Genomic DNA, 23,203 nt, shown 5'->3' on the forward strand with positions numbered 1-23,203 from the left:
CCGGTGCCGGACAGCGCCGTCGGTGTGGTCATTCGCGCAGTCGCGGCAGGATCTTCGTGCGGTAGAAGTCGAAGAAGCTCTGCTGGTCCTTGCCGATCTGGTTGACGTACACGGTGTCGAAGCCCGCGTCGACGAACGCGGACAGGGCCTCGACGTGCGCGTCCGGATCGTCGCCGCACGGCACGGCGGCCGCCACCTGCTCCTCGGTGACAAGTTCGGACGCCTGTTCGAAATGGCGGGGGGTCGGCAGAAGCTGCGGGAGCTCCCCCGGCAGCTGCTCGTTGGCCCACAGCCGGTGGGCGGTGCGCAGCGCCTCCTGCCGGTCCGTGCCCCAGCACACCTTGAGCCCGCCGTACACCGGCTTGGCGCCGCCGCCACCGCGACGGAAACGCTCGACCAGCGCGGGGTCCGGCATCATCGTGATCAGCCCGTCGCCGATGCGCGCGGCGACCTCGGCGGCCTGCGGTCCGAAGGCGGAGACGTCGATCGGCGCCGGCTCGTCGGGCAGGGTGTACAGACGGGCGTTCTCCACGGTGTAGTGCTTGCCCCGGTGGCTCGTCTGCTCGCCGGTGAACAGCTGCCGGATGATCTGGAGCGCCTCCTCCAGCATCTCCAGACGCACCGGCGCCTCCGGCCACTGCGTGCCCAGGATGTGCTCGTTGAGCGCCTCGCCGGTGCCCACCCCCAGCCGGAAACGGCCGCCCAGCTGGACCGCGCTGGTGGCGGCCGCCTGGGCGATCACGGCGGGATGGGTGCGGACGAGGGGGCAGGTCACCGCCGTCTCCACGGGCAGCGAGACGGCCTGCGACAAGGCGCCGATCACCGTCCAGACGAACGGACTCTGGCCCTGCCGGTCGTTCCACGGGTGGTAGTGGTCCGAGATCCAGAGGGAGTCGAAGCCCGCCTGCTCGGCCATCCGGGCCTGCTCGACGAGCTCTGCCGGGCTGTGCTCCTCGCACGACAGGAAGTATCCGAACTCGGGCATCTTCTCTCCCAGGCGGAGCGGGTGTGCGGTGACGGTCGGACGGTTCCGGGACGCGCTGCCGAGTACCCGGCGGCCGGGGCGGCCTAACGCAGCGCCGTGGCGCCCGCGCGCCAGGCGCCGAGCAGCCTGTCCGCCAGTCGGTCGTCGAGACGGGCGGTCGCGCGGATCCCGAACACCACGTCGGCGTCCAGGTGCGGTTCGCCCTCCAGCAGCCCGCCGACGACGTCGTGCCGGACGATCTGTTCGTGCACGGCGTCCGCCTCCACGTGCTCGGCGTAGAACCGCACGGCCGCCGGGCCCGCGCCCACCCGGCGCAGCGCCTCGGCGAGGCGGCGCGAGGCCGGCGACGAGGTCACCTCCACGGCGGCGAAGTGGCCGACGAGCGCCGCGCGCAGCGCCCGGTGCAGACCGAACAGGGACATCAGGTTGACGGTGGCGAGCGCCTCGGCCGGCGCCGCGTCGACGTAGTGCCCGTACGTCGCGTCGAGCCGCAGGTCCTCCATGAGGTCGGCGAACAACTGCGCGTGGATCCTCTCGGCGCGGCCCCCGCCGAACTCGTCGAACTCCACGGCGACCATGGCCGCCTTGGCCCGCCCGTGCAGCCGGGGCAGGACCCAGGCGTGCGGGTCCGCTTCCTTGAGGTGGTACAGCGAGCGGACGGCCGCGTACTCACGCAGCTGGTCGAGGCCGCCCTCGTCCCGGAGGAAGTGGGAGACGCTGCCGGGGGCGTCGCCGACCGGTTCGAGCTGGAGCGCGTCGAGCGCCTGCGCTGCGGTCACCGTGGGGGCGGTGCCGTCGTCCATGGGGACGTCCCTGCGCAGTGCGGCCAGGAAGCGTTCCTCGATCGCGGCGCGGCAGGCCAGCAGTGCGCTGTCCCACTCAAGGCTGTCGGGGACGCCCTGGAAGCCCTGGTAGTGCAGCTCGTACAGGACGTAGAGGGCGAGTTGCAGGTCGTCGCCGTAGACGGAACAGTCGGCGGGCGACGGCAGGGGCGATGGCGCGGGGGACGGCGCGGTGGAGGGCGTGCTCCCGGGGATCGGTTCCCGCAGCCGGGCCGTCACCGCGGCGGAGAGCGGGCCGCGTGGCTCGGGCAGCGGCGGCGGCCGGAGCCGGAGCTGATCACGGGGGCGGGGCCCGGGGCGGGAGACGGTCATGCGGCGCCGCCCTCCTCCGGCCGGCAGCGGCGACGATGGCTGGTGTCGCACCAGGGGAGGATGCGGCTGCGGCGACAGGTGCAGACCGCCACGGTGAAGCGGTCCGAGACCGTCACCTCGCCGTCCTCGCCCACCACCTCGACCGGCCCCTCGATCAGCAGGGGCCCGTCGCGCTGGACGCGGACACGGACGCGGCGGGGGCGTTCAGGGCGGGGGCGTTCAGGGGTGTGCGGCACGGATCACCACCAGCTCCTCCGTCGTCCCGCCGGCCGTCAGCCCCTGCTCGCGCAGCCAGGCGAGCCGTGACCGCAGCACCCGGCCGAAGGGCAGCCGGGCCCGGTCGACGACCTCCGCGCGCAGCCCGGCCCTCCGCAGACGGGTCAGCGTGGCTTCGACGCCGCACAGGTGCGAGTGCACGAGGAGGAGCCTCCCCGTCGGACGCAGGACCGTCGGCGCGGTGTCGCAGATGCGGTCGATCAGCAGACGGCCGTCCCGGCCCGCGTCCCAGGCCCTGGCGGGGCCCCGGGGCGGCGCCGCGCCCGGAGCGGGCACATAGGGCGGGTTGGCGGTCACCAGGTCGAAACGGCGGCCGGGCACGGCCGCCGCCAGGTCGCCGTGGCGCACCCGCAGGGTCTCTCCGTTCAGCAGGGCGTTCAGCCAGGCGGCGGCGATCGCCCGCCAGGAGATGTCGACCGCGGTGACCCGGCCGCCGAGCCGGGCCGCCTCCACCGCGAGCAGACCGCTTCCGGTGCCGAGATCCAGCACGTCCGTCTCACCCGTGATCCTCTCGCGGCGCAACGCCCGCTCCAGGAGCCGCGTGTCGGCCTGCGGGGGATACACGCCCCGGGGGACCCAGCAGCGGAGCCGTGGAGCGGCGGCGAGTGACTCGGCCATGGCTGCCTGTGCCTTCCTCTGAAACGTGCTGCTGAGCAGGCAGCGCCCCACGAGTACCCCGGGACGGCAGACGTAGACGGCAGACGTACACGGCAGACGTAACGGCAGACGGAACGATGCCGACCTCGCCACCCGCCTCACCAGCTGGTTTCAACGCTTCGAAGGCCTTCCCGGCGGACTGAAACCGGGTTGAAGCCGTTCTGAACCGCTCCGCCCGCAAGCTCTGCGGCATGACTTCGACGCACAACGAACCCGCGATCGCGGCCACCGGGCTGCGAAAGGCCTACGGGGACAAGACCGTCCTCGACGGCATAGACGTCCAGGCGCCCGCCGGCACGATCTTCTCCCTCCTCGGCCCGAACGGCGCGGGCAAGACCACCGTCGTCAACATCCTGTCGACGCTGATCTCCGCCGACGCCGGACAGGCGCGCATCGCCGGCCACGACCTCACCGGCGAGGCCCAGGCCGTGCGCGCCGCCATCGGCGTCACCGGCCAGTTCTCCGCCGTGGACGGGCTGATCACCGGCGAGGAGAACATGCTCCTGATGGCCGACCTGCACCACCTCTCCAAGAGCGAGGGGCGACGGGTCACCGCCGAGCTGCTGGAGCGGTTCGACCTGGTCGAGGCGGCGAAGAAGCCCGCCTCCACCTACTCCGGCGGCATGAAGCGCCGCCTCGACATCGCGATGACCCTGGTCGGCAGCCCGCGGATCATCTTCCTCGACGAGCCCACCACCGGCCTCGACCCCCGCTCCCGGCACACCATGTGGCAGATCATCCGCGAGCTGGTCTCCGGCGGCGTCACCGTCTTCCTCACCACCCAGTACCTGGAGGAGGCCGACCAGCTCGCCGACCGCATCGCGGTGCTCGACGGCGGCAGGATCGTCGCCGAGGGCAGCGCCGAGGAGCTCAAGCGGCTCGTCCCCGGCGGGCACGTGCGGCTGCGCTTCTCCGACCCGGACGCGTACGCCCGCGCCGCGACCGCGCTGCGCGAGACGACCTGCGACGACGAGGCGCTCACCCTGCAGATCCCCAGCGACGGCAGCCAGCGCGAACTGCGCGCCATCCTCGACTGGCTCGACTCCGCCGGCATCGAGGCCGACGAGCTGTCCGTGCACACCCCCGACCTGGACGACGTGTTCTTCGCCCTGACCGGCAACCCCGCCACCGCCACCGTCGAGAAGACCGCTGAGCAGACCGCCGAGCAGACCGCCGAAAAGGAGACCGCCCGATGAGCACCCCTTCCTACGCCCTGCGCGACAACCTCACCATGCTGCGGCGCAACCTCCTGCACGCCCGCCGCTACCCCTCCCTCACCCTGAACCTCCTGCTCACCCCGGTCATCCTGCTGCTCCTGTTCGTCTACGTCTTCGGCAACGTGATGAGCGCCGGCATCAACGGCGGTCACGCCGACCGTGCCGAGTACGTCGCCTACCTCGTCCCCGGCATCCTCCTGCTGACCGTGGCCATGACCTCGCTCGGCACCGCGGTGGCCGTGTGCACCGACATGACCGAGGGCATCATGGCCCGGTTCCGCACCATGGCGATCTCCCGCGCCTCCGTGCTGATCGGCCATGTGATCGGCAGCGTCATCCAGACGCTGATGGCTCTGGTGCTGGTCCTGGGCATCGGACTGGCCATCGGCTTCCGGCCCGACGCGTCCCCGGTGGAGTGGATCGCGGCGGCCGCCCTGATGGCCCTGGTCAGCCTGGCGATGACCTGGCTCTCGGTCGGCATCGGTCTGATCAGCCCCAACCCCGAGGGGGCCAGCAACATCGGCACGCCGCTGGTGATGCTGCCGTTCCTGTCCAGCGCGTTCGTGCCGGTGGACGCCATGCCCGGCTGGTTCCGCTGGTTCGCCGAGTACCAGCCGTTCTCGCCCTTCATCGAGACCCTGCGCGGACTGCTGCTGGGCAGCGAGATCGGCGCCAAGAACGCGGTGCTGGCCGTCGGATGGTGCGTGGGGCTGTCGGTGCTGGGCTACCTGTGGTCCAAGGCGAAGTTCAACCGTGAGCCGCGGCACTGAGCTCGCGCAGTGCGGCCGCCCGCAGCTCCTCCCGTCTCAGGGTGGCGTACGTCGACCTCGCGTCGTCGTAGGCCGCCCTGTCGGCCTTTTCGGCGGCTTCCCGGGCCCGGGTCGCGGACAGGGTGGGGAACTCCCGGATCGCCGGCATCCGCTCCGCCAGCGCCAGCAGCCGTACGGCCGCCGGGTCGCCCCCGGCCAGCCCGGTGAAGCCGAGCGCCAGCAACACCGTGCCGTACACCGGCAGTTCCGCCGGGGAGTCGTCCGCAAAGGAGCCGGACAGCATCCCGAGCAGCCGTTGCCGCAACTGTTCGGCCAGCTCGGCCACCGGCTCGAGCCGGCCGCACTGCGCGTGCGCCGCCAGCGCGGCCGACTGGATCTCCAGCGACCACGGATCCACGAACGGATCGTCCACGTACAGCAGGCTGCCCCGCCGGATCCGCTCCGCCGCCTGGCGCCACAGCCCGAGCCCGACCTCGGTCAGCCCGCGGGCCAGCGCGATCTCCGCCCGGGCCGGCAGTTCGGAGCTGAACGCCTCCGCGGACTCCGGCTGCTGTTCCAGTGCCGCGAGGCCCAGCCAGTACTCCGCCTCGTCGACGTCCCCGCGCTGCAGACAGGCGAGCACCAGCCCCCAGCGGACGCCGATCGCATCCGACCAGTCGCCGACCTCGTCGAGCGCGCTCAGCGCGGCCCGCAGATGGTCGTACGCCTCCGCGCCCTGCGCGGACTTCAGGCACAGCTCGCTGATCCGCCCATGACTGAGCAGCCGCATGGCCGGATTCCCGAGCGGCCCCATCGCGTCGAGCATCCGGCGGGCGCACGCCAGCGCGCGCTCCGTCTCGTGCTCGGCCTCCCACACGTAACTGGCGACGCCCGCCGCCATGCCCGCCAGCATGGGCGCGTCGGCGTCGCAGAGTTCCTGCAGCCGCGTGTACTGCGGCGGATGTATCTCGGGGAAGGCGCACAGCACGACGGCCAGCGCCCGCGCCAGCGTGTCCGGCGGCGCGGCCGGCAGCCGGCGCAACGTGACGAGATGGCGTACGGCGTAGGGGCCGCGGCCCATGAAGAGGCTGGCCGTGCACACCACCGCCGCGCTGCGGGCCGTCTCGACGTCCGCGGCGTACTCGGGGTCGTCCGGGTTCGCTGGGTCCGCGGGGCCGGGACGGAAATGGGACAGCGGCCCGCCGGTCTCGTCGGCGAGGCCGGCGAGGCGGGCGTAGTTGGAGCCGGTGGCCCACAACGAGCCGAGCGTCGCGGTGACCGCCGCGGTGGTGGGGCCGTCGGCGCGGGCCAGCGCGAACCGCAGGGCCAGGACGAGGTTGTCCTGCTCGGCCCGGATGCCGGTCCACGGGCGCAGCGGGCCGCCGCCGAACAGCACGTCGTGGTGCGCCCGCCCGAAGTCCCGGGCCCACAGCAGGAACCGGCCGGTCACCGCCTCCTCCTCGCCGGCCTCGGCGCGCCGGGCGGCGCTGAACTCCCGCAGCGTCTCCAGCATGTGGAACCGCACCCCGGAAGGACCTGCGGGAGAACCCGCGGAAGGACCTGCGGGAGAACCCCCGGAAGGGCCTCCGGCGGAACCCCCGGAAGGACTTTCGCCCACCTTGATCAGGGACTGACCCGCCAGCTGCTCCAGCAGCGTCAGCGCGTCCGCGTTCTCGCCGAGCACGCACTGGGCCGCGTCCTCGGTGAAGCCACCGGGGAACACCGACAACGCCCGTAGCGCGGCCTGACCGTCGGCCTCCAGGAGATTCCAGCTCCACTCGACCACGGCCTGCAGGGTGCGGTGCCGTGCGGGGGCGTCGCGGGCGCCGCCGCGCAGCAGCGCGAAGCGGTCCCGGAGCCGGCGCGAGATGTCGGCGACGGAGAGGACCCGGACCCGGGCCGCGGCGAGTTCGACGGCCAGCGGCAGCCCGTCCAGATGGCGGCAGATCTCGGCCACTTCGGCGGCGGGCAGGTCCACGCCGGGCCTGGCGGCCCGCGCCCGCTGCACGAACAGCTCTGCCGACGTCGCCGGCGAAAGCTCCGGCAGGGCGTACACCGACTCCGAGGTCAGCCCCAGCGGAGCCCGGCTGGTCGCCAGGATCCGCAGCTCCTTCGACCGCGACACCAGCGCCTGTACGAGATCCGCCGCGCCGGCGATCACCTGCTCGCAGTTGTCCAGCACCAGCAGCGCGGGCCCGGCGCCCAGCGCGCCGACGATGCCGCCGACCACGTCCCCGCCCCCGGCGAACCGCCCGGCCTCCCCGGCGCCGACGGCCGAGGCCACCTCGTCGGCGACGTCCTCGTCGGCGAGGACACCGGCCAGGGTGACGAAATGCACCACGGGCTGCACGGCCGCCCGGCTCACCGCGTGCGAGAGCCGGGTCTTGCCCAGCCCGCCGGGACCGACGACCGTGACCACCCGCGCCCCGCGCAGCAGCCCGCCCACGGCGGCGACGTCGGCGTCCCGCCCCAGCAGCGGGTTCGGCTCGTGCGGCACCCCGTGCCGGGTGGGCGGCGCGTCCGCACGCAGCAACTCCTGGTACAGGGACCTGAGTCCGGGCCCCGGATCGGTCCCCAGCTCGTCCCGCAGCCTTCGGCGGTAGGCGTCGTACCGGGTCAGCGCCGCGGGCCGCCCGGCGGTCGCGGCCTCGCACCGCAGCAGCTCCGCCAGCACCTCCTCGTCCCGCGGCAGCTCCCGGGCCAGCCCGGCCAGCGGTGCCGCCGCCTCCGCCCGCCGCCCCACCCGGGCGAGCGCGAGCGCCCGGGAACGGGCCAGCGCGCGATGAGTCCGGACCCGGTCGGCGCGCAGCGCCACCACCGGATCGTGCACGTCCTCGCCCGCACCGGCGCCCACGCTCCCGTCCCACAGCGCCAGACCGGCCTCGGCCTGCGCCAGGGCGCCCTGGTGATCCCCGGCCCGCGCCCGCTCGGCGCTCGCCGCCTCGTACGACACCAGCGCGGAGCTGTCGACCTGCGTCTCGTCCAGCGCCAGCCGGTACCCCGTCGGCGTGCTCACGATCAGCTCGGCGCCCAGCTGCGCCCTGAGCCGCGACACCAGGACCTGCACCGCCTTGCCGGGTCGCTCGGGCAGCTCGTCCGGCCACAGACCCGCCACCAGCAGGCCGGTGCTGCAGCCGGCGTGCAGGTCGGCGGCGAGCAACGCCAACAGTCCGCGCAGCCGGGGCGCGGTGATCTCCCGCCCGCGACAGGCGACTTGGGACAGCAACGCCAACTCGGTGGTCATGCCTGAAGATTAGCCAGCACGCCGCCGGGCACTCCCGCCCGCACAGCGTCGCCGCCCGCACGGCACCGCGTCGCCGCCCGCACCGCGTCGCCGCCCGCACCGCGTCGCCGCCCGCACGGCACCGCGTCGCCGCCCGCACCGCGTCGCCGCCCGCACGGCACCGCGTCGCCGCCCGCACCGCGTCGCCGCCCGCACGGCACTGGTGCCCGCCCCGCACTGCTGCCTTCGGGCGGGTGATCAAGAAGTCGGTAAGAACCGGTCCTCCCGCGGCTCTCGGCTACAACCTTTCCGCCTGACAGGCCGTCCAAGTCGCGCCCGGTGCTGGTCACCGCGCCGGGGTTACCTCTGTCCCATCCCTGGGGGATGTCATGAGTTCTGTCACCGTCGGGCGCGTGCTGCGCCGCGGGGCATGCGCCGGAGCCGTGGGCGCGCTGGTCGTCGCCGGTCTCGGGAGCGGGATCGCCGTCGCCGACGACGAGCCGCAGAGCGATCAGCTGTGGATCCAGGCGCCGTACGAGCAGGCGGTCACCGTCGCTCCGGACGGCGGCGCGGCGCAGTACCGGTCGCTGGCGCTCGGCCTCTACCACGACAACGGGAACTTCACCGTGACCGGCGGCCGGCTGACCGTCGACGTCTCCGGGCTCGCCGGCGTCGCCGACGTGTCCTGGCCCGACAACTGCACGCCGAACGACGCCGGCACCGTCGCCGTGTGCGACACCGGGGACGTGCCCACCCGCTACAGCGCGCAGGTGCAGCTGAAAGTGCGGGCCGCCGCCGGCGCGGCCGTGGGAGCGCAGGGCGCGATCGAGTACTCCGCCGAGGCCACCGGCGGCCCCGACGGCACGCTCACCGCCCCGGAGGGCTCCGCGGAGACCTTCGTCACCGTCGGCTCCGGCCCGGACCTCGGCATCGGCGCCCCGCAGGACCTCACCGGCGTCGCGCCCGGCACCGCCCTCACCGTGCCGTTCTCCGTCACCAACACCGGCAACGAGACCGCCCACGGCTTCAGCGTGCAGATGTGGGCGACGTACGGCCTCGACGTCGCCACCCGCTACCCGCAGTGCACCTACACCGGGCCGGACGACGACGGCGCCCAGTACCCGTCGATGACGTACGTGACCTGCTCCTTCGACACCGACGTCGCGCCCGGCGGCACCGTCGAGCTGCCGCAGCCGCTGCGGCTCGACGTCACCGACCACGCGCTGTACGAGCGGTTCGACTACAACGTGGAGCCCGGCGGCGGCGCCACCGACCTCGACAGCTCGGACAACGGCCGGTCCTGGCACATCAACGCCGACAACACCGCCGACTTCGCCGTGCACGGCACGAAGGTGAGCGGCGCGGCCGGTGACACCGTCACCGCCGGCTTCCGCTTCGTCAACCGCGGTCCGGCCTGGGTCGGCAACGTCGCCTCCGGCGACCCGGTCGCCGTGATCGACTACTACCTGCCGCCGGGCACCGCCGCCACGTCCGTGCCGGCCAGCTGCCACACGGCCTGGACGTCCGGCGACGACCCGTCCATCGGCCACTACGCCTGCACCCTGCCGACGTGGGCCAAGCCCCGCCTGAAGGTCGACTTCCCGTTCCAGCTGCGCATCGACCGGGTCGTCGCGGACGCGACGGGTCACGTCACCGTCCACCCCCACTCCGACACGTCCGTCAGCTTCGACCCGAACCCCCGGAACGACACCGCCGAGGTGATCGTCAACCCGTCCGCCTGACAGGACCGACACTCGCGACCGGGCCCGGGTCCTCGACCCGGGCCTCCGGCGTGTCAGGGCGAGGTCGCGCGCACTGAACCGGTGATCGTTTTTTCCCGTCCTTACGTGCACGGCGCGACTGCCGTTAGCATGTTCGACCTTGCGTCGAACACCCCCATTGCCCGTCCCTCACCAGAAAGCCATGCCATTTGGCGCGATAAGTGATCTGTTCGGCTAATTTCTAACAAACTGGTCAAGAGTTGATATCTATATCGCCGCGGGTGCTTTCGCGAATAAAGAGCAGAATTGCGGTCTCCGCGTGGCGTGAGCCACGGGTGATGCTGGGGGCCGCGGTGGGCGTGGTGGGCCTCGGGTTCCTCCTCGCGCTGGAGATCACCGCACGGCACTACGGTCTGCGCGGGCCGATCACCAACCAGGTGCGGGAAGTGATATTCCCGCCCAAGTCGGGTGGGCTGCTGTACGCCGCCATGGCGTTGATGCTGGTGGTGTTCACCTGGCGGCAGCGCCTCATCGCGATCGGCGCCGCGATCGGCATCGACCTCGGCTTCGTGGCGGTCCGGTGGGCGGCCGACATCAAGGTGACCGAAGGCCACCCCTTCGGCAACGGAGCGCTGTGGGTGACGCTCGGCTGTGCGGTCTTCGCCGTCACGCGCCGCACCGGCCGTGAACGTGTCCTGCTGCTGAAGGGCGCCGGGCTCGGTCTGCTGCTGATGACCGGCCGCAAGACCGGAGACATCTGGCTGCTCATCACCTCGAAAACCCGCCCCATGGTGCTCGACCAGTACGTCGCGACCGCCGATCAGGCGCTGGGCAACCCGTCGTGGCTGGTGGGCCGGATCGTCACGGCCACCGGCTCGATCGGCTTCAACTTCCTCGACTTCGTCTACGGTCAGCTACCGGTCGCCGCGGTCATCGTCGCGCTGTACCAACTGCGCAACGTGGCGGTCGAGCGCCGCTTCCCGACCCACCACCTGGTGCGCACCTTCCTGGCGATCGGCCTCCTCGGGCCGGCCTTCTACATGATCTTCCCGGTGGTCGGACCGATCTTCGCCTACGGCGACGGCACCGAGCACTGGGCGTCGATCAGCCTGTGGTCGGAAAACCACCCCAGCGTGCAGTGGGCGGCGGCCAACCTGTGGCCGGACACGGCGCCGCCGCTCACCGCCCCGCACCCCATGCCGTTCGACGGGATCACCCCACGCAACTGCATGCCCAGCCTGCACACGGCATGGGCTGTCACGATCTTCGTCCACTCCCGGAAGGGCCCGAGGGCGCTGCGCTTCGCCGGCGCGTTCTGGCTGATCGCCACGCTGACCGCGACGCTGGGCTTCGGCTACCACTACGGCGCGGATCTCCTCGCGGGCGTGGTGTTCGCCCTCACCATCGAGGCGGCTCTGCGCACGTACGACCGCGGCTGGGAGCGCGCGGGGGTCCGGCTGGTCGCCTACGGCGCGACGGTGTTCACCGCGCTCCTGCTGTCGTACCGCTACCTGCCGTTGGAGCTGGCCGGCCGCCCGTGGGTCTACGGCCCCCTTCTCGTGCTGGCGATGGCCTCGGTGGTCTACGGCTACGTACGGACCACCGAGGCGTGGGAACCGAGGCCCGCCCCCGCGCGGCAACCGGAACCCCAGCCCGAACCGGTGTGAGCGCGGTCTTCCTCGCTCCTACCAGGAGAGGGCGTCCGCCGCGTTGTCCTGCCAGTAGGTGACGGTGGCGGCGCTGTTGAAGAAGACGCCGCCGTTCGGCAGCTTCAGGGTCTTCTCCTTGTTGACCGAGCTGCCGTTCCTGTCGACGAAGAACACGCCCAGGGTCTTCTCGGCGCCGCCGCCTTCGCCGTCGGGGGAGGACGTCGTGATGCCCGCGTACGCGGACTGGCCGGGCTCGAGCACCAGCACGGACTGCGGAGTGGTCTCGTCGGCCCACGGCAGCGGAGCCTGGGCGTCGGCGCCGGCCCTCAGGAACGGGGCGCTGTAGGCGTAGCAGGGCTTGGCGCCGGTGTTGGTGGCCTTGAGCAGCAGGTGGTTGATCGGGCGGGCCGCCTCGGTGACGGTCAACTGGGTGTTCGCCGTGGTGCAGGTGACGACGGAGGACGCCTTCGTGGTGGCGGCGGAGGCGGCCTGCCCGGCGGCCTGGAAGCCGACGAGCCCGAGGGCGCCGGCGACGACCAGGGAGGAGGCGGTCGCACGGGAGGCGAAACGAGAGGCGATACGCATGGACGGACTGCTTTCTCTGTGCGGAAGAAAGGCGATCTTCCGGCTGTGATCTATGGGCCGCGAAAGCGGAGTGGAGCAGGGCCGACCACCGTCTCCGGCGGGGTGCCCTGCTTGCCGGCCCAAGCCTGTGCCACGCTCCGTCCCAGCCGCCATTCCATCGTGAGTTTCGGGACGCTGGAACGCGAAAACCGCCTCTGACCTGGTGAAACGTGTCCCACTCGGGACGCCGGGCGGAATGCGGAACCCTCCGCCGAGCGCCCCGGCCGCGGCGTACCGCTTGCGGGCCGGCCGCCTGGTTCACCCCACAGCCACGTAGCGGCCAACGATTCGGCGCCACTGCTCAAGAAGATTTGAGAAGAAAAACTACTCGACTCATGATGTGCGGAGTGGGGCGATGGCATTAATTAATAAACGTTCTCCCCAATATTTCCCCCGCGCCGGAGTCACTCTTTTGCCGCGCATCTGGAGGAGAGGGCGCAGCGTTAGCGGGATATGACGAAAGCTAGGCCCTACGACTTGCCTCGGCGCGACACGGGGAAGATCAAACCGCCTGCGGCCCGGGAGGCGAACGTGGGGAAATACACTTACGTGACCGGTCCGGCACACTCTGTGTTCGAGCCCTGTGGCGCCACCGAGTCCCTGCTCCGCGATTTCCTCGCACTCCTGGAGGCGGCCCAGGAGGAACTCAACCAGCGGTGGAACGACCAGGAAAAGTCCGGCTGTCACGCGGACTGTGCGTGACGGGAGGGGGTTTCCATGAATCACGACTATATGGACCCCTCCTATGTGCGTGAATGGCATTCCGACGCATCCCTGTACGGGTCGGATGCCGACTGGCACGGCAGTCCTGTCGATCCCCTCGACCCAGGGGTTCCCCTGGGACCCGCCGTCTCGGGCTGGGACCCGGTCGAGGAACTCGCCTATCTCCTGCAGGAGGCCGCTCCGGCGGAGCAGCCGGTCGGGGTGCCGCCGCCGCGCAGCGAGTCCCCGGCCGGCGCCCAGTTCACCGACCCGATGGAGAACCTGGCGCAGATCACCGCCCAGCTTCCGCCCATCCGACGCTCAGCTGTCGGGCATCGGAAGAGTCGAGCCGTAAAACTCCAGCTCAAGTGGTTGCAGACCGGCAGTTTCGTGATCGTCGCATTCGTCGCCGTCATCGTGGCGATGGTCAGCGTCTTCGGCGGCATGGCGGCATACGCGCCGCTGCAGCACATTTCGTCCGGTACGAAGAGCGGGATGATCCATCAGTGGCCTCTTCTCGTGTACGGCCCCTGGATGGTGGCGTCCCTCTCCATCCTCCGAACGGCGTTGCATCGGCGCCGAGCCCTGCACTCATGGTGCATCGTCGTGCTGTTCTCGTCCGTCGCCATCATGCTGTGCGTGGCTCAGGCCGACCGCACCTTCACCGGCATCGCCGGAGCCGCCCTGCCCGCCCTCGCGTCCCTGGCCTGCTTCCAGCAACTCATTCGACAGATCACCTTGACCCTGCCACCACGGCAGGCATCCCGCCGCCACCGCCAGTAGCGGACGGGGCCCAGGCGTTCCTACCAAGCCACCGGCAGCTCCAGCGGGAACCGGCGGATCGTCTCCGTGTCCCACCGCACCTCCTCCGGCGGCACCGCGAGCCGCAGCCCGGGGAACCGGTCCAGGAGGCGCCCGATCGCCGCTTCCAGCTCCGCCATCGCCAAAGGCACGGCGATGCACCGGTGTCCGCCCCAGCCGAACGTCATGTGCGGCTGGTACGGCCGCTCGGGGTCGAGGACGTGCGAGTCCGGGAAGCGCTCCGGGTCCCGGTTCGCCGTCAGGTACGACACGTGGACGAAGTCGCCCGCCCGGATCCGCACGCCGTCCAGCTCGAAGTCCTCAAGGGCCACCCGGGGGATGCCCACCCCCTTGCGGAACGGGATGTGACGGAGCATCTCCTGCAGGACGTCGGTCAGGGTCTCCGGCCGGCGCCTGAGGTGTTCCACCAGCTCGGGACGCGTCAGGAGCAGGTACGCGATGTCGCTGATCTGGCACGTCGCCGTGTCCTGGCCGCTGAGCGTCAGCGTCAGTGCCATGACCGCCAGTTCCCTGTCGTCGAGCTGGTCCTCGCCGTCCCGCGCCGCGGCCATCGCGCTGATGAGGTCCTCGCCGGGTGAGTTCCGGCGCTGCTCGACGAGTTTGGCGAAGTACGCCGTCAGATCGGCCTTGGCGCCCGCCGCAGCCTCCCTGCTGTCCGGGCCGACGACGAGCAGCCGGCGCACGGACTCCTGCATCCGGGGCCACTCCGCCCGTTCGACGCCGAGGAGGTCCAGGACGGTGTGCTGGGGAAGCGGGTCGGAAAGGCGCTGAACCAGGTCCGCCGGCGAGCCCTCCTCCTCCATCTCGTCCAGCAGGTCGTCCGCGAGCCGGGTGATCCGGCTCCGCAGCGCGTCGACCCGCTGTTGCGTGAAGGCCTGCGAGGCCAGCCGGCGGACGCGGCTGCTGTGCGGCGGGTCCATCACGTTGATCGATTCGGCCGAGACGATGGGCTCCGGCGTCAGCCGGGGGTAGTCGTGGCCCATGATGGCGGCCCGGCTGAGCCGGTGGTCGGTGGTCACCCGCTTGACCGCGTCGAAGCCGGTGACCAGCCAGACGTCCCCGTCGCCGTAGGGAAGCCGGATACGGGCGGGGGAGTCGCGCTGCATCAGGTCCGCGAGCGCAGGGTCGAACTCCAGGGCTTCGCTGAAGTCGAACGGGCAGAAGACCGTCTCGTCGTCCGCGGTCATCAGGCGGCTCCTTGGGGCATGGGTACGACGTTGGTGGTGTCCACGGCCCGGCGGATGGCCCGGGCGAGCCTGACGGCGTTGCCGACGGCCCAGTAGTGGACGAAGAACAGGCGTGGCTCGTCGGTGAGGTTGTGGTGGTGCACTTCGACGAGTTCGACGCCGCCGCGCCGCAGGGCCACGAGGACGGGCTGGACCTCCTTGGCGATCATGACCAGGTCACCGCTGATCGCGGCCCTTCCGCCGCCGAGCGGCTGGAAGTTGACGGAGGTGGTGGAGCCCAGTCCCGGAGGCAGGATCACGGGGCCGTCGGCGACGGTCTCGCGGCGAACATAGGTGGACTTGTAGATCCTGCCGTCGGCGGTGCCCTTGACGCCCATGGCGGCGTCGATCGCGGCGGTGTCCAGGTCGACGGGCGGCGAGGACGCGGTGGGTTCGGCGGGCGGGGTGCCGGTGCAGTCGAGCGCGGCGCGCAGCCCGCGGGCGACGGTGACCGGATCGTGGCCGTGGGCGTGCAGATGAACCCACCAGACGGCCGGCTGGTGGGCGAGCAGGTGCTTGTGGATGGCGGTCTGCATGATCCCGTGCTTCTGCAGGACGTCGCTGAAGCGCTGCAGTTCGCCCTCGGTGACCACGGCGTCGCCCATCAGGAGCGTGCTGTGGTCCGCGTACCGGACGAAGGACATGTGCGTGCCCAGGGCGAGCGCGGGGTCGATCCGGATGCCCCGGGAGAAGACCGTGAGGTCCAGGCGCGGGAACGGCGTGTGGTACATGAACCGGCGCATGTCACCGGGTCGGCCGAGAACCTCGCCCACGTCCGCCCAGTCCGCCAGTTTGGTCATCACCGGTTCGACCAGGGCGCGGGCCTTCGGCCCGGCGGACAGGGCGCGGGCCCCGGCAGGCACGCCGGTGAGTGTGGGCGCGAGGGCGGCCGCGGCCAGCACGCGGCGCCGGGACGCGGTGAGTGGGGAGCGGGTGTCCTGCTGTCGCTCGTCATCCATGTCGTATGCCTCCTGACGCGATGCAAGCACGGGAGACCGGGTGGACCGCTGACCGGCACAGTCACACCCCGCCAGGTGGGCTAACCGGCCGCCGCCTTCGGACGGCGGCGGCCCCGGCGCGGTGTGGCTCTGACCGCGGTGCCATGCTGGGACACCGGAGCAGCAGGAGGGGGACGAGGGGAACATGGCCGGGGGAAGTGACGGCATAGCGGGGCTCGATGCGCGGCCCTGGTATGTCGCGAACGAGGCCGTGGCGTTTCTGCTGGAACTCGCAGCGCTGGGCTTCCTGGGCTGGTGGGGAGTGGGTGCGGGGCATGAGGGCGTTGTCCGGATCCTGCTCGGCGTGGGGACGCCCCTGCTGGCCGTCGTGGTCTGGGGGCTGTTCGCCGCACCCCGGGCGCGCCGGCGACCGCGGCTCCTTCTCGTTCTGGTGGTGAAGGCGCTGGTGCTCGGCGGTGGCGCCGCCGCCCTGTACGGAGTGGGGCACCCCGTCGCGGCAGCCGCCATGGCGGTCGTGACGGTCGCCAACGTCACGGTCGCCGAGACGTTCCGCGCCTCCCCGTCGACCGGCGCCGAATCGACTGCACAGCCCGGCTAGGCACGACGGACGACCGGGCCCGGGTGGTGTGTGCCGGCGGCGGCCCCGCTCGGGGCCGGTCGGCGCCGCCTCGCGGGATTCGGTGTCAGCAGGTCGTGCGGAGGTAGCCGTCCGAGCCTTCGGGCACGACGTTCTGGTCGCGTCGGACGATGCTCAGCGCACTGCCCCAGCGGGAGCACGCGTTCGACAGACCCTCCGCCGTGTATTCGACGACGAGCACGTTGTCGTCGAACGCTTTGGCGAACTCGCCGCACTCGTCCCACTTGCCGCACTCCTCTGCCACGGCGAAGTCCAGGCCTACGGACTTCCGGTCGGGCGCGAGCTCCAGAGTGTTCTTCTGGGCGACGGCCAGGCCCTTCTCGTGGGCGTGCGCCGACAGCAGCTTCATGAACGCCTTGGCCTGATCGGCCGTGAGGTAGTCCGGGAAGCGGGTGAAGGTGTCGTAGTTGTCGGGCTCGACGGCCTGGTATCCCTTGGCCGCACACTCGTCGATCCAGGTGTCCGCCTTGGCTGCGATGCGCTGCCGCTTGGCGGCCGTGCGAATGTCCAGGACCGCCTCGTTCCAGTCCCGGTCGTAGACGACGTCCCCGTTGGCGTCGCGCAGCAGCAGGTCGGAGGGCCAGTCGCCGTCCGCGCCCTCCTGCACCTGGAGGGCGTTGAAATTGCAGATGTTGTACGCACCCGGCGCGGGCGGGTCTTCATGGCTGCGGCTGACTGTCTGGACACCGGTCGGCAGGGTGTACGCGCCGCCGATCTGGTAGTCCCACCGTGCGTGCTTCTGCGGTGTCGTCACCGCGGAGGCGGAGGCGGAGGCGGGCGCGGAAGAAGACGGGGAGGCGGACGCGGCGGTGGGCGACCGGGAACTGTCGTTCTGGTCCGTCCCGGTCTGCGCCACTGCCTCACCTGCCGTTCCCCCGGCTGTCTCCCCCGCTGTCTTCACTGCCACGACGGCCAGCCCGGTGACGACCAGGGCGGCGGCGAGGCCGATGAGGACGCGCCGTCCCCGACGTCCGTGCCGGGCAGGGCGTGCGTCGGAATCCTCGTGGCCGGGTTCCACCGGTTCCACCGGTTCCGCGGGATCGGCCGGTCCCGGGGTGCCCGGGGTGCCCGGGGTGCCCGGGGTGCCCGGGGCGACCGGGGCGACCGGGGTGACCGGGGTGGTGGAACCCGGCAGCTTCAGGACCATACGGTGCAGGTCGGCGACTTGGGGGCGGGCGGCCGGGTCCTTGGCCAGGCAGCGTTCGGCGATGCCCCGGAGCGGTTCGGCGACGCCGTCCAGGACCGGTGCCTCGTACATCACCTGATAACCCGTCAGGTAGGGGCTGCTTCCGTCGAACGGACGGGTACCGGTGGCCGCGTACACCAGCACCGACCCCAGGGAGAACACGTCCGAGGCGGCGGTGACTTCGCGTGGCGAGGCGAACTGCTCCGGCGACATGAAGGGCGGCGTGCCGATCAACCGCCCCGTCATGGTGAGGGCTTCGTTGTCGACGGCATGGGAGACGCCGAAGTCGATGACGCGCGGCCCGTCCTCGGCCATCAGAATGTTGCTCGGCTTCAGATCACGGTGCACCACACCCACCCGGTGAATGTCCCGCAGCGCCTCGACGAGGCCCAGCGCGAGCGTGCGCAGGGCGCGTCCGCTCAGCGGGCCGTCCTGGGCCACGACGTCAGACAGGGTGCGGCCCGGCACATACAGCGTCGCCATCCACGGCTGCTCGGCGTCCGGATCGGCGTCCACCACCGGGGCCGTGAACGCCCCGCTCACCTGGCGTGCCGCCGCGATCTCCTGCCGGAAGCGCGTCCGGAACTCGTCGTCCTGCGCGTACGGCGGGTGCACGACCTTGACCGCGACCTGCCGTCCCGAGGCCGAGTGCCCCAGGAAGACGGTGCCCATTCCGCCACTGCCGAGCCGGTCGGTCAGCGCGTAGCCGCCTATGGACTCCGCATCGCCGGGCCTCAGGGGCATCGCCCGTCACCTTTCCCATGTGCCGCGCCTTCGAAAGGCTGTTCAATGGGAGCAGACTAGTCCGGGGCCCTATCCACGTCTGATAGCCCCGCCATCGTTCCTCCGGTGTCGCCTCGCAGAAGGCCGCGAGCCGCTCCACGGGCGCGAGGTCCTGCGGCGCCGCCTCGCCCGCGCAGTGCCGGTGCAGCAGCGCCGCGAACTCCTCGACATCGTCCCGACGCATCCCAAGGCACTCACATAACTGCACGTCAGATGGGCTGGGATGGTTCCACCGTGGTCAATGCGCCGGCAGTCGTTGCGCCGGACTCCGGTGATCGCCGATGCTCCTGGTGTCGCACCGACCACGGCTCCGGAGACCAACCGTCGTCGGGCGACCTCCCACCCGCATCCACTGACGGTTGCCTCCATGGCCGCCGTGCTGATTCTTGGAGGTTCGATGAAGTCCGTCATCCGAAAGGCGGCAGGCATCGCGGGCGCGAGCATGGTCGTCGCGGCCATGTCCGTGTCCGGCGCATCGGCAGCCCAGGCGGAGGCCCCCACCCACGGCTGCCCGTACCCCTACGTCTGCTTCTACGTGGACGAGCACGCCTGGAACGCGGGCACGCCGATCACGAAGTACCGTGACGTCACCAACACTTACCAGACGGTCAGGTCCCGCCCGCACTACCACGTCGTGAACACCCGGAACGACGACGTCGCGTATCTACGGCTCCAGGACGGGAATGCGATCTGCCTGCCGCCGAATGCCGAAACCGTGTTCACGAACGCTTACAGCGTCACCGGAATAAGGATCTCCAGCAGCTCCACCTGCTGAACAGGACTGTCAGCGGCGCAGCCCGAGCGTCTCCTTGCCGGCGTAACGCGCCTGTGTTCCCAACTCCTCCTCGATCCGGACGAGTTGGTTGTACTTGGCGGTGCGGTCGGCGCGGGAGAGGGAGCCGGTCTTGATCTGGCCGCAGCCGGTGGCGACGGCGAGGTCGGCGATGGTGGTGTCCTCGGTCTCGCCGGAGCGGTGGGACATGACGACCGTGTACCCGGCGCGGTGGGCGGTGGCCACCGTGGCCAGCGTCTCCGTCAGGGTGCCGATCTGGTTGACCTTGACCAGGATGGAGTTGGCGATGCCGTCGCGGATGCCGGCGCGCAGCAGGGTCTCGTTGGTGCAGAAGACGTCGTCGCCGGTGAGCTGGCAGCGGTCGCCCAGGCGGGCGGTCAGCTCGCGCCAGCCGTCGTGGTCGTCCTCGGCCATCGGGTCCTCGATGGAGGCGACGGGGTAGCGGTCGACCAACGCGGTGAGGTAGTCGGCGTGTTCGGAGGGGGTGCGGCGGACGCCTTCGCCCGTGTAGTCGTAGACGCCCCCGCGGAAGAACTCCGAGGTGGCCGGGTCCATGACGATCGTGATGTCGGTGCCGGGCTTGTAGCCGCTCTGTTCGATGGCGCGTACGACGAAGTCCAACGCCTCGTCGGCGGTGCGCAGTTCGGGTGCGAAGCCGCCCTCGTCGCCGACGTTGACGTTGTGGCCGGCGGCGAGGAGCGTGCCGCGCAGGGTGTGGAAGACCTCCGAGCCCATGCGGACGGCCTCGGCGAAGGTGCCCGCGCCGATCGGGGCGATCATGAACTCCTGGAAGTCCAGCGGGTTGTCGGCGTGGGCGCCGCCGTTGACGATGTTCATCATCGGCACCGGGAGCAGGCGGGCGTCGACGCCGCCGACGTACCGGTACAGCGGCAGGCGGTGGGCGGCGGCCGCGGCCTTGGCGGTGGCCAGGGAGACGCCGAGCAGGGCGTTGGCGCCGAGACGGGCCTTCGTCTCCGTGCCGTCCAGCTCGATCATCGTGTGGTCCACCCGCGCCTGGTCCTCGGCGTCGAGGCCGGTCACGGCGTCCGCGATGGTCTCGTTCACGGCGTCGACCGCGCGCCGGACTCCCTTGCCGTGGTAGCGGGTCGGGTCGCCGTCGCGCAGTTCGACCGCCTCGCGGGCGCCGGTGGAGGCGCCCGACGGGACGGCGGCGCGGCCGAGCGAACCGTCCTGGAGTTCTACGTCGACCTCGACGGTGGGGTTGCCCCGGCTGTCGATGATCTCCCGTGCGACGACCCGGCTGATGGCGGTCACGGCGCATCTCCTCACGCTGGGCCCGCGTGGCGGCGGGCGGTAAGTTCCCCGTATGAACAAAGTGAGTTCCGGAAGGGAACCTACTATGAGGGCATGAGGATGCACAACGCCGACGAGAACTGCGGCATCGCGCAGGCCGCCCTGGTCCTGGGGGACTGGTGGAACGTGCTGGTGCTGCGCGAAGTCGCCCGCGGACACGTCCGCTTCGACGCGCTGGCCGCCGAGATCGGTCTGTCCCGCAAGGTGCTCACCGAGCGTCTCGGGCGACTCGTCGCCCACGGCGTCCTGCGGCGCAGCCTCTACCAACGGCGTCCGGTGCGCCACGAGTACCTGCTCACCGACGCCGGCGCCGCGCTGGTGCCCCTGCTCGTCGCCATGCAGGACTGGGGCGACCGGTGGGTGCTGGGCGACGGCAGCCTCACCGCGGCCGCCGCGGAGGACGGCGCCGAACACGCCCGCGTGCGCGCCCTGGCCGGCAGCCGCGTTCCCGAGGATCTTCTCCTGCCCGGCGTCTCGGGCCCCGAGCCCGTCGTCGCGCCGGACGCCGCCGCGACCGTGCTGTTCGCCTATCCCGGCACCGGCATCGACTGGGGCGCGATCCCGGGCGCCGCGGGCTGCACCCTGGAGAACCGGCTCTTCCGTGACGCTTGGCCCGACTTTCTGCGAGCGGGCGTGAAGGTCCGCGGGATCAGTACCCAACTCGTCCACGAACAGCAGGAGTTCGCCCGCGCGGAGGAGATTCCGTACCCACTCCTCTCCGACGCCGACCACCGCCTGGCCGCGGCCCTGCGGCTGCCCTCCTTCCGCGGCGCGGACCGGCTGCGGCACAAGCGCCTGATCCTCGTCGTCGACGCCGGACGGACCGTACGGCACACCCTGTTTCCCGTCACTGACATCCCGCACGCCGTCGAGGAGAGCCTGCGCCTGGCGACGGACTGCGCCCGGACCCCGTGAAGCATCGACGATCACGGGCGGAGAGGCAGAACCGAAGCGGCCGAGCCGGTCACTTGCCGTACCGGAAACTCGTCTCTTTCCATACCGGAAACCAGCCGCTACTCTTTCCGTTATGGAAACTCACGGGGTACCACTGACGCCGGAGCAGGCCCATGCCGCCCTGGCCGACACCGCGCACATTCGGGCCTCCACTGCGGCACTCTCCGCCACACCGTGGCCGAACTGGTTCTTCGTCACGCTCACGCTCTACGTCGCCGCGCTCCCGATCTCCTACGGAGGCGTCATGGCCGACTCGGACTGGCTGCTGCCGCGCCCCGCCTGGATGGCCGTCCTGCTGACGAGTACCGCGGTGTACGCGGCGCTCTTCGCCGTCGCGGCGAGGGCGTGGCGCAACGCGACCGGGGTGGCGCTACGGTTCGACGTGCTGCCGAAGCGGGCGACCGTGCCGCTCGCGGTCGGCCTGCCCGTGCTGCTGGTGGGGGCGGCGCTCGCGTTCCGCGTCACGGGACGGCCGGTGTGGCTGATCGCGGCCTCGCTGATCGGCGCCGCCGTGTCCGTCGGCTTCCACCTCGCCTTCGTCCGCCTGCACCGGAAGACCCCGTGAGCGCCGAGAACCACGACCGGCTGGAGGGTTTCGACGTCACCGTCCACGCCCCGAACCGGCTGCGCATCTGCGCCCTCCTGGACGCTGCGGGCGAGGCGGAGTTCAGCCTGGTCCAAGAGCAACTCGACCTCTCCGCCTCCGTGCTGAGCAAGCATGTCACCGTGCTGATGGGCGCGGGCTACGTCGAGCAGCGCAAGGCCGTCCGCGACACCCGGCAGCGAGTATGGCTCCGGCTGACCCGGCGAGGCCGGGACGCATATCAGGGGCATCTTGCGGCGCTGCGGGCGATCGTGGGGCCGTCGGATCCGGCTCTCTGATCACGATCGGAGCCGGCTGAGGCCCGCGGCGGCGGCGACCGTGCCGACTTGGACGCAGCTGCGTCAAGCCCGAAGGCCGTCCGCCGCGTGAACCTCGCCGCAGCCGGGCGGCCTGGGACGGCTGAAGCGGGCAGTGTGTTGGGCGGGGCTCGGTCGGACCTCCGGTCGGGCAACGCCGTCGTGCGATCACAGAGCCTGGGTGGAGCCCGTTTCACGTTGCGGGGCCGGTGCCGCGGCTTCCTCGGAAACGGCCGACACTCGCCGTTGGTTCATTTGCCGGCTTCGGGGCCGTACCACTGCAGCGCCTGGCCGGTGAGTGCGGCGATGCATTCGAAGTCCCGGTCACGATGCAGCAGCGTCAGTCCCTGCAACTCGGCAGTGGCTGCCACCACGAGGTCGACGGCCCCGGCGCTGCGGTGCTGTCCGCGCTGGGTGAGGACCTCCTGGACCCGCCGGGCGCGGTCGTAGGCGCGGTCGTCAACCGGCACCCGGCCGAAGAGCAGGCGCATGTCCTCGATGCCTTGTGCGCGGTCGGCGGCCGACGCGCTGTAGAAGAACTCCAGCTCGGTGATGGGGCAGGTGGCGATGAGTCCGGCGGCGGCCGCTTGGTCCCATCCGAACTGCTCGGCGTCGCCGCGCAGCAGGCGAGCGAGCGCGCTGGTGTCGATCAGGTGCGGTGGTATCCATGCC

Annotated in this window: 21 protein-coding genes; 10 read left to right on the forward strand and 11 right to left on the reverse strand. The window is 71.5% G+C overall.

Going from position 1 to position 23,203, the window contains the following annotated elements:
- Positions 1-28: 28 nt before the first annotated feature.
- The 4 genes from ACIBAF_RS35445 to ACIBAF_RS35460 all read right to left on the reverse strand — a co-directional run bounded on the left by ACIBAF_RS35445 (position 29) and on the right by ACIBAF_RS35460 (position 3,033).
- Entirely contained in the window at positions 29-985 is a 957-nt protein-coding gene (locus ACIBAF_RS35445; protein ID WP_399468400.1) for an LLM class F420-dependent oxidoreductase, read from the reverse strand.
- A gap of 83 nt (positions 986-1,068) precedes the next feature.
- The gene (locus tag ACIBAF_RS35450; protein ID WP_399468402.1) at positions 1,069-2,139 is read right to left on the reverse strand and encodes an iron-containing redox enzyme family protein; all 1,071 of its coding nucleotides are present in this window, start codon (positions 2,137-2,139) and stop codon (positions 1,069-1,071) included.
- Positions 2,136-2,375 (reverse strand): CDGSH iron-sulfur domain-containing protein, encoded by a 240-nt coding sequence (locus ACIBAF_RS35455; protein WP_399468404.1) that lies wholly within the window; start codon positions 2,373-2,375, stop codon positions 2,136-2,138. The genes ACIBAF_RS35450 and ACIBAF_RS35455 overlap by 4 nt, the downstream gene beginning before the upstream one ends.
- Positions 2,359-3,033: a HemK2/MTQ2 family protein methyltransferase gene (locus ACIBAF_RS35460; RefSeq protein ID WP_399468406.1), complete on the reverse strand. Its 675-nt coding sequence runs from the start codon at positions 3,031-3,033 to the stop codon at positions 2,359-2,361. Before ACIBAF_RS35460 ends, ACIBAF_RS35455 begins: the two co-directional genes overlap by 17 nt.
- 230 nt (positions 3,034-3,263) lie before the next feature.
- Between ACIBAF_RS35460 and ACIBAF_RS35465 the strand changes: the two genes are divergently transcribed.
- Both ACIBAF_RS35465 and ACIBAF_RS35470 read left to right on the forward strand, forming a co-directional pair.
- Entirely contained in the window at positions 3,264-4,268 is a 1,005-nt protein-coding gene (locus tag ACIBAF_RS35465) for an ATP-binding cassette domain-containing protein (RefSeq protein WP_399468408.1), read from the forward strand.
- Positions 4,265-5,059, forward strand: a complete 795-nt coding sequence (locus ACIBAF_RS35470) for an ABC transporter permease (protein ID WP_399468411.1) — start codon at positions 4,265-4,267, stop codon at positions 5,057-5,059. Before ACIBAF_RS35465 ends, ACIBAF_RS35470 begins: the two co-directional genes overlap by 4 nt.
- On the opposite strand, the gene ACIBAF_RS35475 is transcribed toward ACIBAF_RS35470, so the two are convergent.
- A complete protein-coding gene (locus ACIBAF_RS35475; RefSeq protein ID WP_399468413.1) occupies positions 5,037-8,282 on the reverse strand; it encodes an ATP-binding protein in 3,246 nt (1,081 codons plus the stop codon). The genes ACIBAF_RS35470 and ACIBAF_RS35475 overlap by 23 nt on opposite strands.
- A gap of 368 nt (positions 8,283-8,650) precedes the next feature.
- Here ACIBAF_RS35475 and ACIBAF_RS35480 point away from each other — a divergent pair, with 368 nt between their 5' ends.
- Both ACIBAF_RS35480 and ACIBAF_RS35485 read left to right on the forward strand, forming a co-directional pair.
- Positions 8,651-10,003 (forward strand): hypothetical protein, encoded by a 1,353-nt coding sequence (locus ACIBAF_RS35480; RefSeq protein WP_399468415.1) that lies wholly within the window; start codon positions 8,651-8,653, stop codon positions 10,001-10,003.
- 317 nt (positions 10,004-10,320) lie between these two features.
- On the forward strand, positions 10,321-11,649 hold the full coding sequence (locus ACIBAF_RS35485) for a phosphatase PAP2 family protein (protein ID WP_399468417.1): 1,329 nt from the start codon (positions 10,321-10,323) through the stop codon (positions 11,647-11,649).
- 18 nt (positions 11,650-11,667) lie between these two features.
- On the opposite strand, the gene ACIBAF_RS35490 is transcribed toward ACIBAF_RS35485, so the two are convergent.
- Positions 11,668-12,216 carry a DUF4232 domain-containing protein gene (locus ACIBAF_RS35490; protein ID WP_399468419.1) on the reverse strand — a complete coding sequence of 183 codons (549 nt, stop codon included), beginning with the start codon at positions 12,214-12,216 and terminating at the stop codon, positions 11,668-11,670.
- A 756-nt stretch (positions 12,217-12,972) separates the two neighbouring features.
- On the opposite strand from ACIBAF_RS35490, the gene ACIBAF_RS35495 reads away from it, so the two are divergent.
- A complete protein-coding gene (locus tag ACIBAF_RS35495; RefSeq protein WP_399468421.1) occupies positions 12,973-13,740 on the forward strand; it encodes a DUF2637 domain-containing protein in 768 nt (255 codons plus the stop codon).
- Between the two features lie 20 nt (positions 13,741-13,760).
- Here the strand turns inward: ACIBAF_RS35495 and ACIBAF_RS35500 are convergent, their stop codons facing one another.
- Both ACIBAF_RS35500 and ACIBAF_RS35505 read right to left on the reverse strand, forming a co-directional pair.
- Positions 13,761-14,966 (reverse strand): cytochrome P450, encoded by a 1,206-nt coding sequence (locus tag ACIBAF_RS35500; RefSeq protein ID WP_399468423.1) that lies wholly within the window; start codon positions 14,964-14,966, stop codon positions 13,761-13,763.
- Entirely contained in the window at positions 14,966-15,964 is a 999-nt protein-coding gene (locus ACIBAF_RS35505; protein ID WP_399468425.1) for a DUF1259 domain-containing protein, read from the reverse strand. Before ACIBAF_RS35505 ends, ACIBAF_RS35500 begins: the two co-directional genes overlap by 1 nt.
- A gap of 184 nt (positions 15,965-16,148) precedes the next feature.
- Here ACIBAF_RS35505 and ACIBAF_RS35510 point away from each other — a divergent pair, with 184 nt between their 5' ends.
- A complete protein-coding gene (locus ACIBAF_RS35510; RefSeq protein WP_399468427.1) occupies positions 16,149-16,562 on the forward strand; it encodes a YrdB family protein in 414 nt (137 codons plus the stop codon).
- 85 nt (positions 16,563-16,647) lie between these two features.
- Here ACIBAF_RS35510 and ACIBAF_RS35515 read toward each other — a convergent pair whose 3' ends face one another.
- The gene (locus ACIBAF_RS35515; RefSeq protein ID WP_399468429.1) at positions 16,648-18,531 is read right to left on the reverse strand and encodes an endo alpha-1,4 polygalactosaminidase; all 1,884 of its coding nucleotides are present in this window, start codon (positions 18,529-18,531) and stop codon (positions 16,648-16,650) included.
- A 406-nt stretch (positions 18,532-18,937) separates the two neighbouring features.
- Here ACIBAF_RS35515 and ACIBAF_RS35520 point away from each other — a divergent pair, with 406 nt between their 5' ends.
- The gene (locus ACIBAF_RS35520; RefSeq protein ID WP_399468431.1) at positions 18,938-19,345 is read left to right on the forward strand and encodes a hypothetical protein; all 408 of its coding nucleotides are present in this window, start codon (positions 18,938-18,940) and stop codon (positions 19,343-19,345) included.
- A 9-nt stretch (positions 19,346-19,354) separates the two neighbouring features.
- Here the strand turns inward: ACIBAF_RS35520 and eno are convergent, their stop codons facing one another.
- The gene (eno, locus tag ACIBAF_RS35525) at positions 19,355-20,638 is read right to left on the reverse strand and encodes a phosphopyruvate hydratase (RefSeq protein WP_399468433.1); all 1,284 of its coding nucleotides are present in this window, start codon (positions 20,636-20,638) and stop codon (positions 19,355-19,357) included.
- 93 nt (positions 20,639-20,731) lie between these two features.
- On the opposite strand from eno, the gene ACIBAF_RS35530 reads away from it, so the two are divergent.
- From ACIBAF_RS35530 to ACIBAF_RS35540, 3 genes are all read left to right on the forward strand, one after another.
- The gene (locus tag ACIBAF_RS35530; protein ID WP_399468435.1) at positions 20,732-21,592 is read left to right on the forward strand and encodes a winged helix-turn-helix transcriptional regulator; all 861 of its coding nucleotides are present in this window, start codon (positions 20,732-20,734) and stop codon (positions 21,590-21,592) included.
- Positions 21,593-21,704: 112 nt separating this feature from the next.
- Positions 21,705-22,196: a hypothetical protein gene (locus ACIBAF_RS35535; RefSeq protein ID WP_399468437.1), complete on the forward strand. Its 492-nt coding sequence runs from the start codon at positions 21,705-21,707 to the stop codon at positions 22,194-22,196.
- Positions 22,193-22,513, forward strand: coding sequence for a transcriptional regulator (locus ACIBAF_RS35540; RefSeq protein WP_399468439.1), 321 nt, complete (start codon positions 22,193-22,195; stop codon positions 22,511-22,513). The genes ACIBAF_RS35535 and ACIBAF_RS35540 overlap by 4 nt, the downstream gene beginning before the upstream one ends.
- Positions 22,514-22,782: 269 nt before the next feature.
- Here the strand turns inward: ACIBAF_RS35540 and ACIBAF_RS35545 are convergent, their stop codons facing one another.
- Positions 22,783-23,196 (reverse strand): PIN domain nuclease, encoded by a 414-nt coding sequence (locus ACIBAF_RS35545; protein ID WP_399468468.1) that lies wholly within the window; start codon positions 23,194-23,196, stop codon positions 22,783-22,785.
- Positions 23,197-23,203: the final 7 nt, after the last annotated feature.

It is taken from the genome of Streptomyces sp. NPDC051677 (assembly GCF_044453465.1).
In the GTDB taxonomy this organism is placed as follows: Bacteria; Actinomycetota; Actinomycetes; order Streptomycetales; family Streptomycetaceae; genus Streptomyces.